This is a genomic window from Bacillus sp. YBsi01 (genome assembly GCF_038406745.1).
GTDB lineage: Bacteria > Bacillota > Bacilli > Bacillales > Bacillaceae > Bacillus > Bacillus siamensis.
Map to the genome: position 1 here is coordinate 2,459,535 of NZ_CP151679.1, position 12,297 is coordinate 2,471,831.

General features: G+C 45.9%; 12 protein-coding genes. 1 reads left to right on the plus strand and 11 read right to left on the minus strand.

Translation table 11 applies throughout. The features are described 5' to 3' along the window. Positions 1-159 precede the first annotated feature (159 nt). The gene (locus AADZ70_RS12310; protein ID WP_342007112.1) at positions 160-1,566 is read left to right on the plus strand and encodes a right-handed parallel beta-helix repeat-containing protein; all 1,407 of its coding nucleotides are present in this window, start codon (positions 160-162) and stop codon (positions 1,564-1,566) included. A 45-nt stretch (positions 1,567-1,611) separates the two neighbouring features. Here the strand turns inward: AADZ70_RS12310 and ftsX are convergent, their stop codons facing one another. The 11 genes from ftsX to AADZ70_RS12365 all read right to left on the minus strand — a co-directional run bounded on the left by ftsX (position 1,612) and on the right by AADZ70_RS12365 (position 12,096). Then, complete coding sequence (gene ftsX / locus AADZ70_RS12315) at positions 1,612-2,502, minus strand: permease-like cell division protein FtsX (protein WP_013353766.1); 891 nt, start codon at positions 2,500-2,502, stop codon at positions 1,612-1,614. Beyond that, entirely contained in the window at positions 2,495-3,181 is a 687-nt protein-coding gene (ftsE, locus tag AADZ70_RS12320; protein ID WP_003151418.1) for a cell division ATP-binding protein FtsE, read from the minus strand. The genes ftsX and ftsE overlap by 8 nt, the downstream gene beginning before the upstream one ends. 218 nt (positions 3,182-3,399) lie before the next feature. Next, on the minus strand, positions 3,400-3,741 hold the full coding sequence (gene cccB, locus AADZ70_RS12325) for a cytochrome c551 (RefSeq protein ID WP_003151417.1): 342 nt from the start codon (positions 3,739-3,741) through the stop codon (positions 3,400-3,402). A gap of 35 nt (positions 3,742-3,776) precedes the next feature. Continuing rightward, entirely contained in the window at positions 3,777-4,625 is an 849-nt protein-coding gene (locus AADZ70_RS12330; RefSeq protein WP_064778544.1) for a YitT family protein, read from the minus strand. A gap of 169 nt (positions 4,626-4,794) precedes the next feature. Then, a protein-coding gene (prfB, locus tag AADZ70_RS12335; RefSeq protein WP_099744546.1) for a peptide chain release factor 2 occupies positions 4,795-5,896 on the minus strand; the annotation gives its coding sequence in 2 pieces (ribosomal slippage) (positions 4,795-5,823 and positions 5,825-5,896; 1,101 coding nt in all). A gap of 74 nt (positions 5,897-5,970) precedes the next feature. After that, positions 5,971-8,496, minus strand: a complete 2,526-nt coding sequence (secA, locus tag AADZ70_RS12340) for a preprotein translocase subunit SecA (RefSeq protein WP_047475776.1) — start codon at positions 8,494-8,496, stop codon at positions 5,971-5,973. A 166-nt stretch (positions 8,497-8,662) separates the two neighbouring features. Further along, on the minus strand, positions 8,663-9,229 hold the full coding sequence (gene raiA / locus AADZ70_RS12345; protein WP_016937784.1) for a ribosome-associated translation inhibitor RaiA: 567 nt from the start codon (positions 9,227-9,229) through the stop codon (positions 8,663-8,665). Between the two features lie 194 nt (positions 9,230-9,423). Beyond that, positions 9,424-9,801: a hypothetical protein gene (locus AADZ70_RS12350; protein WP_029575299.1), complete on the minus strand. Its 378-nt coding sequence runs from the start codon at positions 9,799-9,801 to the stop codon at positions 9,424-9,426. Positions 9,802-9,810: 9 nt separating this feature from the next. Further along, entirely contained in the window at positions 9,811-10,155 is a 345-nt protein-coding gene (fliT, locus tag AADZ70_RS12355; RefSeq protein ID WP_095241252.1) for a flagella biosynthesis regulatory protein FliT, read from the minus strand. Next, complete coding sequence (fliS, locus tag AADZ70_RS12360) at positions 10,155-10,556, minus strand: flagellar export chaperone FliS (RefSeq protein ID WP_016937781.1); 402 nt, start codon at positions 10,554-10,556, stop codon at positions 10,155-10,157. Before fliS ends, fliT begins: the two co-directional genes overlap by 1 nt. A 19-nt stretch (positions 10,557-10,575) precedes the next feature. Further along, a complete protein-coding gene (locus tag AADZ70_RS12365; protein ID WP_016937780.1) occupies positions 10,576-12,096 on the minus strand; it encodes a flagellar hook-associated protein 2 in 1,521 nt (506 codons plus the stop codon). Between the last annotated feature and the right edge of the window lie 201 nt (positions 12,097-12,297).

The following is a 12,297-nucleotide window of genomic DNA, read 5'->3' on the forward strand; positions in this document are numbered from 1 at the left end:
TCCTCTTAGTCCTTTTACGAAAACCTGGAGATAGTATGTGTAAACTGAAAAGAATTCATGTAACGGCAACAAAAAAACGGAACCGATAGATTGTTTCATATAAATGGGTAACGTATAATAATTTGTATGCAATTCATTAAATATACAGGAGAATGCGATATGAAAATAAAATTATCGATTTTATCCGCGGCGGTGCTGGCCGCAGGCATTACCGCCTTTGTCTGGCAAAAAACAGAGGCCAATGAAAAATCACAGGCTGACGCTCTTTATGTTTCTCCCGCGGGAAACGATCAAAATGACGGAACGAAAGAAAAGCCGTTCCGCACATTGAAGCATGCGGCGGAAAAGGCGGAGGCCGGAACAACAGTATTGATTCGGGAAGGAACGTACGACGAAACATTTGAAGTAAAGCACAGCGGGACGGCGAAAAAGCCGATTACATTTCAGAACTATCAGAATGAGCATGTCACCATCAGCGGCAAATCTGCATCTAAAAGCGATTCTGAAACACCGTTAATTCAAATCCGCAATAAACAGTACATTACCATTCACGGCATTACGCTTGAAAACCTATCCGTCTCATCAGAAGATGCGACAGCCATGGGCATCTATGTCACCGGATCAAGCAGTCATATCGCCATTGACGGCAACCATATCCGGAACATTAAAACAACGGCTGATGAGGGAAATGCACACGGCATCGCGTTTTACGGCTCGGGCGCCATGAAGGATGTCAGCATCACAAATAACACGGTTGAAAAATTGACGCTCGGCGCAAGCGAAGCGGTCGTGCTGAACGGGAATGTTGACGGTTTTAAGATCGCCGGCAATACCATCCGGAACAACAACAATATCGGGATTGACGTGATCGGCTACGAAGGAACTTCCAAGCAAAACGACTATGCGCGAAACGGCGTCATTGAAAACAATACGGTGAGCCATAACTCTTCTTACGGAAACCCCGCCTACGGCAATGAATACTCTGCCGGCGGTATATACGTTGACGGCGCAGAACATGTGGACATTAAGAAAAACACCGTTTACAACAATGACCTCGGCATTGAAGCCACTTCCGAGCATAAAGGGAAGTACGCACAAGATATACGGATTACGGATAACAAAGTGTACAACAATGCTTACACGGGTATTTCAATCGGGGGATATGACACAAAACGAGGCGGCACAATCAATTCCGTGATCGCTCACAATATTATGTACCGAAATGACACGAAGGACCTTGACGGCGGCCAGCTGCTGCTCCAGTACGATACAAAAGGAAACACCATCGAAAAGAACATCTTGACGGCAAGCGGTTCACGGATTTTTATCGCAAATGATTATACGAAAAACGAAGGCAATACCGTTAATCATAATGTCTATCACAAAGAAGCGGGAAAAGACGGCATTTGGAATTGGAAGAACAAAGAATATGATTCATTCGCAGATTACAAAAAAGGATCGGCAAATGATTCGAATTCCATATATGCCGATCCGATGTACCGTGACGAATCGTCTTATGACTTTACATTAAAGCCGGGATCACCGGCCCTGCCCGTCATTCAATAACAGAACCATCAAAAAAGCCAGTCTGACAAAGACTGGCTTTTGCATTTATACACGAAGGAATTTCCGGATGGAAGTCAGGCTTCCCCATACTCCGATAACCGCGCCGATCAGAATGAGCACAAGTGATACTTGGAACACAAACGGACTGTACGGCAGGAGTGAAACAAATGAGCCCTGAACTTTCGGAGCCACCCAAGCGACCATTGACTGGTACGTGCTCAGCACGAGAGCGATCGGTATGACAGAACCAAATACCCCAAGCAGCAGCCCTTCAAGGAAAAACGGCCAGCGGATAAACCAGTTTGTCGCGCCGACAAGCTTCATGATTTCAATCTCTTTTCTCCTGGCGAAAATCGTGATTTTAATTGTATTTGAAATTAAGAACATTGCCGTGAACAGAAGGCCGATGATTAACGCGATCCCGATGTTGCGTGACACTCCGACGATCTTGAACAGACGGCTGACTTCTTCTTTCCCGTATGTCACTTTATACACATGATCCAGCTTCTCAATTTTTTTCGCGACTTTCGGCGTATCATGCGGATCTGTCGTTTTGACAATAAACGCGTTGTTCAGCGGGTTTTCCTGATCTTGCATTTTCATGGCCTTTCCGCTGTCGCCGAAGCTTTTGACCAATTGATCAAGCTCTTTATCTTTAGATGAAAATTCTACGCTTTGGATTCCCGAGATGTCTTTAATCTCATTCTGCAGCGTATCCTGCGTTTTCTTATTTGACGTCAGATCGATTAATACTTTAATTTCCACTTCTTTTTCAGCATTTTTAGCCATATTGTTTAAATTCAGCATAATGACTAAAAACACGCCGACCAAAATCAATGTAACGGTAACAGCGCTGATGGATGCAAATGTCATCCATGTGTTTCTTCCGAGAGATTTAAAACTCTCACGCAAATGGCGCCCGAGAATTTTAATCATAAGAACCATACTCCCCTCTTGACTCATCACGCACAATAATTCCGTCTTCGATCGCGATGACCCGTTTCTTCATGGTGTTTACTATTTCTTTATTGTGTGTCGCCATCACGACAGTCGTTCCGCGGTTGTTAATCTCTTCCAGCGTCTTCATGACTTCCCATGATGTTACCGGATCAAGGTTGCCCGTCGGTTCGTCAGCTATAACGACGTCAGGATTGTTGACGATGGATCTTGCGATGGAAACACGCTGCTGTTCTCCTCCGGAAAGCTGGTCGGGAAACTGCCGCGCTTTATGCTTCAGCTGCACAAGATCGAGCACTTCGAGCACGCGTTTTTTAATGACTGACTGCTGCTCTCCGATAACCTCAAGCGCAAACGCTACGTTTTCAAATACCGTCAATTTCGGAAGAAGTTTAAAATCCTGGAAAACAACACCTATTTTACGCCGCACGAAAGGAATCTCTTTTTCTTTCACAGCCGCGAGATCTTTATGATTAATCAATATTTGCCCTTTTGTCGGTTTTTCTTCTCTGTAAATCATTTTAATAAAAGTAGATTTACCGGCTCCGCTCGGTCCTACGACATATACAAATTCTCCGGGATGAATCATGACTGACAGCCCGTTAATCGCTTTTACACCGTTCGGATAGGATTTATATACTTCTTTCATCTCTATCATGAAATCACCTAATCTTTTATTTATGTCTTGCAGCCATAGAGTTCGCAAAAATACTGCGGTTTATGGCCGATCTACCAGGAAACAGATGAAAAATCTGAAAGTTCCTTTTCCTCAGTACACTTCATTATACGTCAAATTTAGACATATTACTATTACAGTTTCTTTTCATTCCCAGGCCGTGAAAAAACCTTGCCCCTATAACAGGCAAGGTTTTTCTGTTATTTTTTCTGTGACAGCCATTTTGCGATCTTCGCGGCTTCCTCATCATTTACAAGATGGCTCGGCATATTGCCGCGTCCGTTTTTAATGATGCTTTCAATTTTAGCTTCATCATACTTCCCGCCGACTTCCTGTAAATTCGGACCTCCGCCGCCTTCTAAGTCTTTACCGTGACAGCCGATACAGCTTTGCTGATAAAGCTCTTCGCCCGCTGACGCAGATGCTTTCGATCCGCCTGAGCTGTCAGAGCTTTCTTTTTTCGATTCATTGGAACCGCCGCATGCCGCCAGCAGGACGGACATGGTCAGAACCAGCGCCAATAGCGCCCATTTTGATTTCATATGTAAGATGCACCCCTTCGCTATTATAACCCCGTTTACGCGCGTTTGAAACCCTCGCCGAGCACCTCGCTTGCGTCTGCGACAATGACAAAGGCTGACTCATCAATTTGTTTGACGATTTGTTTCAGTTTTGTGAATTCAGTCTGGCCGACGACACACATTAAGATCGGCCGGTCATGTTCCGTATACCCGCCGACTGCCGAAATCTTCGTCACACCCCTGTCAATTTCCGTAAACACAGCCGACCTGACGGCTTCTTCATGCTGCGTTATAATTAAAGCCATTTTGGAGCGGTTGAACCCGACCTGCACGACATCAATCGTTTTGCTTGACATAAATACCCCAAGCATCGCATACAGTCCCTGTTCCACTCCGAAAACGAGCATCGCGCTCAGCACAATTAATCCGTCCATGATGGCAAGGCACGTTCCCAGTGAAAGCCCCGTGTATTTGTGAAGGATCTGCGCCGCCAGTGCCGTTCCCCCCGTGGAGCCTTTGCCGAGATACACGATGCCGATCCCAGCGCCGATCCCGACGCCTCCGAAAATCGCCGCCAGCAGTTCATGGGTCGTCGCGGCAGGCAGGTCTCTTGTTAAAAAGACGGCAAGCGGCAGAACGATGGAACCGACAAGTGTCTTCATTCCGAATTTCCCGCCGAGAATGATCACTCCGGCGATAAACAAGGGGATGTTAATGATCCACTGCACGTAAGCCGGCTCAAAACCAAACGTCTCCAAAATGGTGCTGATTCCGCTTACTCCGCCCGCCGCTATACGGTTCGGCAGCAAAAATACGTTAAACACGACCCCTGTAATCGCCGCGCCGATCATGATATATATGTAATCTTTGATCAGCCGGAGCGGCTTATTGTGATTCACATCCATGCAAAATCCTCCGTTCTCCGATTTTCTCTCGATAGCATTTTAAGTCTTCCCGGCTTAGAAGTAAATAACAGCCAAATACCGTATTAATTTGCTAAAGCGCTATTGTGAAAAATGGAAAAAGAGAACGGATAAAAAAACACACCATGCCAAAGGCAGGTGTGTTCCCGGATTAAGACAGTTTAGAGCGTAAGTAGGCATCAATGAAGATATCAATATCTCCGTCCATAACCGCCTGTACGTTCCCCATTTCCGTATTGGTCCGGTGGTCTTTCACCATGGAGTACGGATGGAATACGTAAGAGCGGATTTGGCTGCCCCAGCCGATTTCTTTCTGTTCGCCGCGGATTTCGTCAAGCTCCGCCTGCTGTTCTTCAATTCTGCGCTGATACAGCTTCGCTTTGAGCATTTTCATCGCTCTGTCGCGGTTTTTGATTTGTGAACGTTCCGTCTGGCACGTGACGACTACATTTGTCGGCAGGTGGGTGATCCGAACGGCTGAATCAGTCGTGTTGACGTGCTGTCCGCCGGCACCGCTCGCCCGGTACGTATCAACTTTAATATCTTCGGTACGAATATCAATGTCGATTTCTTCATTGAATTCAGGCATGACTTCACATGACACGAATGACGTGTGGCGGCGGCCTGATGAATCAAATGGAGAAATCCGCACGAGACGGTGTACGCCTTTTTCCGCTTTTAAATAGCCGTATGCATTGTGGCCTTTAATGAGCAGTGTGACCGACTTAATTCCGGCTTCATCACCTGGCAGATAATCAAGCGTTTCAACTTTGAATCCGCGTCTTTCCGCCCAGCGGGTATACATTCTGAGCAGCATGGAACCCCAGTCTTGGGATTCTGTACCGCCGGCACCCGGGTGAAGTTCTAAAATCGCGTTATTTTTGTCATATGGTTCACTGAGCAGCAGCTGAAGCTCAAATTCATTCAATTCCTTCGTTAATGACTTCAGCTCTTTCTCAAGCTCCTGCTGAAGATCCGTATCAGGTTCTTCTTTTAAAAGATCATGTGTCATTTGGAGCTCTTCATGAGACTCGCTCAGCTGATGGTAGGAGTTCACGTAGTCTTTCAGACCGTTCGCTTCGTTGATGACGGTTTGGGCCTTCTGCTGGTCATTCCAGAATTCCGGTTCCGCCATCTTTTCATCTAATTCTGCAATGCGGGCTTCCTTTGATTCGAGGTCAAAGAGACCCCCTGAAGTCCGCTAAACGAGAAGCCATATTTTCGAGCTCTGCCCTGATTTCTGATAATTCCATTCCATTCACCTCATTAAAAGATCCGGGGCGCCATAAGACGCAGACCCGGTCATGTTCGATGCATACAGTCGTGACTATTCTGTCCGGCCGCAGCAATTTTTATATTTTTTTCCGCTTCCGCAATGGCAAGGCGCGTTGCGTCCGATATCTACGACTTTGCGCACCGGCGCTTTTTTCGCTTGTTTGGCCTCATCGCCGTCCTGCGGCTGGTGAGCAGTCGTTTGGCCCTGAACAACTTCTTCGCGTTCCAGATTGCTTTCAATCTCGGCCTTCATGACGAATTTCGCCACCTCGTCCTCAATGGACTCAATCATGTGCTCAAACATAGCGAAACCTTCCATTTGGTATTCACGCAGCGGATTTGTCTGCGCATAGGCGCGAAGGTGAATCCCTTGACGCAGCTGATCCATCGCATCAATATGATCCATCCATTTTGAATCGACGGCACGCAATACGATGACTTTTTCGAATTCACGCATCTGCTCGGTGCCGAAATTCTCTTCTTTTTCATTATATTTTGTCATGATACGATCCATGATCATCTCATGCATTTCATCCGGTTCTTTTCCGAAGATATCGCTCTTTTCAAGCGCGCCTTCATCAAGATACGTTGTATTCACAAGCTCCACGAGGCCGTCAAGATTCCATTCTTCCGGAAGCTCCTCTTTCGGCGTATAAGCGGCAATTGCACGCTCCAGTGAAGACTTGATCATGCCTTCCACAATGTCACGCAGGTTTTCAGAGTCAATGACTTCAAAACGCTGCTTGTAAATGACTTCGCGCTGCTGACGGAGCACGTCGTCATATTGGAGAAGCTGTTTACGTGAATCGAAGTTGTTTCCTTCGACACGTTTTTGAGACGATTCCACGGCGCGTGACACCATTTTGCTCTGAATCGGCGTGGAGTCATCCATACCGAACCGGTCAAGCATCGCCATCGTCCGTTCAGCTCCGAAACGGCGCATCAATTCATCTTCCATTGAAAGATAAAATTGTGTGATACCCGGGTCTCCCTGACGCCCTGAACGTCCGCGGAGCTGGTTGTCAATCCGGCGGGATTCGTGGCGTTCCGTACCGACGACTGCAAGGCCGCCAAGCTCTTTTACGCCTTCACCGAGTTTAATGTCGGTTCCGCGTCCTGCCATGTTGGTCGCAATTGTGACAGCGCCTTTTTGTCCCGCTTCTTCAATGATCTGAGCTTCACGCTCATGGTTTTTCGCGTTCAGCACCTGATGCGGAATTCCTTTATTCTTCAGAAGTTTAGAAATCAATTCAGATGTTTCAACGGCAACCGTACCGACAAGAACGGGCTGTCCGGTCATGTAGCGCTGGGCGACATCCTCCGCCACCGCCTTGAATTTCCCTTCCATTGAGCGGTAGATCAAATCCGGACGGTCTTCACGGATGACCGGCTGGTTGGTCGGAATGGACACAACCTGCATGTTATAAATATTGCGGAATTCTTCCTCTTCCGTTTTTGCGGTACCGGTCATGCCGGCAAGCTTTTCGTACATACGGAAATAGTTTTGGAACGTAATCGTCGCCAGAGTCATGCTTTCATTTTGAATCTCCAGGCCTTCTTTCGCTTCAATCGCCTGGTGAAGGCCTTCGCTGTAGCGGCGTCCTTTCATCAGACGGCCGGTGAAGGAATCGACGATGACGACCTGGCCGTCCTCAACAACATAATCCACGTCTTTCTGCATCGCCGCATGGGCTTTTAAAGCCTGATTGATATGGTGGTTCAACGCCACGTTTTTGACATCAAACAGGTTGTCGATGCCGAACGTTTTTTCAGCCTTCGTCATTCCTTCTTCCGTCAGCTGAACGCCCTTAGTTTTGACGTCATACGTATAATCCTGATCTTGCTTGAGTGTGCGGACAAACGCATTTGCCTGCACGTACAGTTTTGTGGACTTCTGAGCTTGTCCGGAAATAATCAATGGCGTTCTCGCTTCATCGACTAAAATGGAATCGACTTCATCAATAACGGCAAAATGAAGCGGGCGCTGCACCATTTGTTCTTTATAAAGCACCATGTTGTCACGCAAATAATCAAAGCCGAGTTCATTATTCGTTGAATATGTGATATCGGCCGCGTAAGCTTCGCGTTTTTCGTCTTTTGACAACGAATTCAGGTTCAGGCCGACTGTAAGCCCGAGAAACTCGAAAATTTCTCCCATTTGCTGAGCATCACGGCTTGCCAGATATTCGTTGACCGTCACGACGTGAACGCCTTTTCCCGTCAACGCGTTTAAATATACCGGAAGGGTGGACGTCAGCGTTTTCCCTTCCCCTGTTTTCATTTCTGCGATATTCCCCTCATGAAGGGCAAGGCCCCCCATCAGCTGCACTTTAAACGGGAACATGCCGGTTACGCGGCGTGAAGCTTCACGAACGACGGCAAACGCTTCGACAAGAAGGTCATCCGTCGTTTCTCCTTTTTCAAGCCGCTCTTTAAATTCTGCCGTTTTTTGTTTAAGCGCATCGTCAGAGAGATTTTCATAATCTCCTTTTACAGCATCAATGTCATTCGCTATTTTTTCGTATTTGTTCAGCGCACGTTTGGTCGGATCAAACATTTTATTTAAAATCCCAAGCATCTATAACGCTCCTCTATGTTCACATGCAGATTTCGCATGGAATAAATGATAATTTTCTGTCCATGTATACCTCTCATTATCATAACATACCTTTGGTTATTTCCAAAGAATTTGCAGATAAAGTATAGAGAAAAACCTTCCGCGCGTTCACGGAAGGCTGGATGGTTTATTCAGTCGGTTCAATTAATCCGTATTTGCCGTCATTTCGGCGGTAAACGACATTTGTGAGATTCGTTTCCGCGTTGGTGAATACGAAGAAATTATGTCCGAGCATATTCATTTGGAGAATCGCTTCTTCATTATCCATCGGTTTTAAATTAAAACGTTTCTGACGGACAATTTCCGGGCTGTCATCTTCAATTTCGTCCTGAACCGCTACGTTTGTATCAGCTGCGCTTCCGTTCTCGAAGTAATGTTTCGGAAGACCCTGCTCGCGGAATTTTCGGTTGACTTTTGTTTTATGCTTTCGGATTTGACGTTCCAGCTTGTTTGTTGCGAGATCAATTGCATTGTACATATCCTCGTTATGCACTTCGGATCGAAGCGCCAGATCAGTCATCGGAATGGTGACTTCAACTTTGGATTCCTTATCATTATAGAATTTTAAGTTGACGTTCACATCGGCATTGACGCTCTGCTCGAAATATCGTTCCAGCTTGCCGATTTTTCTTTCCACATGATCCTTTAACGCAGGTGTAACCTCAATGTTTTCTCCTCTGATATTGTAGTTCATCAAAGAACGCCTCCCTTTATCTAAGGATATGTAACTATTTCTCTTTTTCCCCTTCTGATCCCTGCTGAAACGTTAAAATAATGTGTAAATTCGGTGAACGATGACGAATGGTGTCGGCTTATATCCGCTGCTTCCGGCAGGATTATCAGTATATGCAGAAGACGCAGGCAAAAGACCTGCCGCTTGCAGCAGGTCTAGTGAAGAACATACGGTTTGATGCAGTCGTGCGTCTGCTCCATCCACACCTTATAATGCGGCAGAAAGATGGTTTTTAAAAACTCCTGAAATGGAGCGGACGGGAAATCATAATCATTTAACATGCTGAAATCCTGAAAAATCTCGTCAAATGACCGAATCGCCGTCTCCACGCATCGGCACTCAACGATAGACAAGAGAAGCGCATGAGAGGAATCGAGATGAAAAAAAGCCTGAATCAAATCGTTGTAAATCCGTTCGCCCTCCGTCTTGAAAAAATCATCCTGCGTATCCAATAGGTAGCAAAGCCCCTCATCAATGGTAAAAAGAAGCTGGTAGTATGCTGACACCAAATGGTAATCGTTCAAACTTCTCAAAACACTCACCTATTTGCGTTTGTCGTAATAACGGCCGTCACTTGTCGTTTGATGATACGGATTAAAATACGTATTATGGTACACCCGTTTTTTCTTGAGTGTTTTTATTTCATTTCGGATGCCGTCCTGGATCCGTTTCACTTCCCCGGTAATCAAGCGGTCCATCGCGGCCACCTGCTGAAGCAGCGTTTTTTCTTCTTCGGAAAAAGGCGGCCTTATGCCCGCAAGCATCTCCTCCCTTTTCTCCGTAAATGCCGTAAAGCTGCTGATGAGGCCGTCGCTTTCCGGGGCATCCTTCAGTGCGGCGTGCATGTTCTTCGTTTCGTTATACAAAGAAAGGACATTGCTGTTCATCAGGCAAGGCCGCCCGCGCCGTGGCTGTTTTTCCGTTCGCTCTGCATGGCCTGTTTCCACGTATCGCGGAATTCAGTAACAAGCTTTTCCGCTTCATCTAAAAATCCTTCATTATTCTGCACGTTCGCTTCAATCAGGCGGCGGCGTATGTAATCATAGATTGATGACATTTGTTCAGAAATCTCAATCTCCCGGTTTAACGTGATGCTGAGCTCTTGAATGATGTTTTGCGCCTTTACGATATTTTCATTTTTGGCTTCATGGTTGTTTTGCTTCATCGCCTGCCTTGCCAGCTTAATGAATCGCAGGCAGCCGTTATAAAGCATAAGGGTCAGCTCTTCCGGAGCGGCTGTAAAGACGGATGTCTGCTGATAAGCAGCAAAAGGATTATTTATTGCCATTTTTATAAAACCTCCAAGGTTATGATGTTGAAGATCCTAACATTGACGTGAGATATGAAGATTGGCTGTTCAATTTCTCCAATGCCGTATCCAGTGCGCTGAACTTTTTATAATATCTCGTCTCGATGTCATCCAGCTTCGTTTTCATATTGGAAATATTTGTTTCTATTTCATCCAGGCTTTTTCCGATGGCAAAGCTGGTTGATACCGAGCTTTCCGTACCCGCCTGTTTTGAAATTTGAATCTGCATTTTATTTAATGTGTCTTTTAATCTCCGGGCAATCCCCTGTTCCTCCGGGTTTTTGGTTTTCGCTGTATCAGGGCTGTCTGCATTAAACAGTTTAGCCACGAGAGCAGGATTCTCGGTAATTTTCTGTTTCAGTTTCGCTTCGTCTTTAATGACAAGCTTTCCTTGATCCGTATAACTATCAGACGTCTCAATTCCGAAATCGGCAAGCTGATATTTTTTTCCGTCAATCGTAACCGTTGAGTACAGATCAAGCCGCATCTCCGCCAAACCGTTCTGCAGCGTGCTGTCGCTCCGCAATAAACCGCTTTTGGCTTTTGCCTCCCACTGCTCAACCTGCTTATCGGTCATCGCTTCTCTTTGTTCATCGGTTAACGGCGTATAATCGCGGTATTTTGATTCTGTCACCTTTTCGTTTGCGCTTTTAATTAACGTATTGTATTTATCAACGAAATCTTTAATGTTGTTAAAAATGCCGTCCGTATCAGTCGTGCTGTTAATCGTAACCGTTTTATTGCTGTCCGTCACGCTGTTCAGCGTGTATTTGATGCCGTTGATCGTAAAGTTATTTGACGTTTTTGTCATTTCAAGCCCGTTGAACGTAAACTTCGCGTTTTTCCCTTCGGCATTGGCCGTCAGTTCATTCGTTGTATCATCAACGGCAAAACCGAGCTGATCTTTCAGGAAGCTTTTAGTTGCGTCATCACCTGCGGCAAGGGCAAACCCTTCTCCCGTTTTATTGGAAGTAAACGCGATCGTATCCACATAATCCGTGCCGTTGGAGATTTTCTCTTTTAAAGCCGTCACCCCGAGGCCTGAGCTGTTCAGTTTGGTGACCACATCATCAATCGTATCGGTTGCGGCGATCGTGACGTTTACCTCAGTCGGCTTCGTTTCGCCCGGATTTGTGACATTGAATTTCAATGTTTGGCTTTGACCCGAAGTGAAATTGATGGCCCCTGAGGATTTATAAGTCGTCGGCGTAGCCAGCTGCTGTACAGACATGCTCGTTGAAATATTCTGTTCAGCACTGACAGCCGCCGCGCTGACACTGGAATCCGAACTTGTTACTGTTTTTTTATTCCAGTTTGTGGACATCAGCATATTATTAAATGTAGTGGAATACATGTCGGCAATCTGGGTATTCATTTCCCGATAAGCATCGCGCTTCCATTCAAGCGTCTGCTTTTGCTGGTTTAATTTATTAAGCGGCTGCTTTTCGGCATCCATCATTTTTTTCACCAGAGAATCTACATCAAGACCGGAATTAAGGCCTGTGATTCTTGTGACCATATGTACCCTCTCCTTTTCGGCGTTTAGTCGTAGACGGCTCTATGACAACAGTGAGTTTCCGACTGTTTATCATATCACAGCTCCATAAATGTATGATCTTATTCTTATATCGGTCAGATTAAAAGGTTTTCAATAATTTAACTGCAAATTATAACGTTTCATTTTGTCAATAGGATTCCTTGGCATGCTGAGGGGGGAATG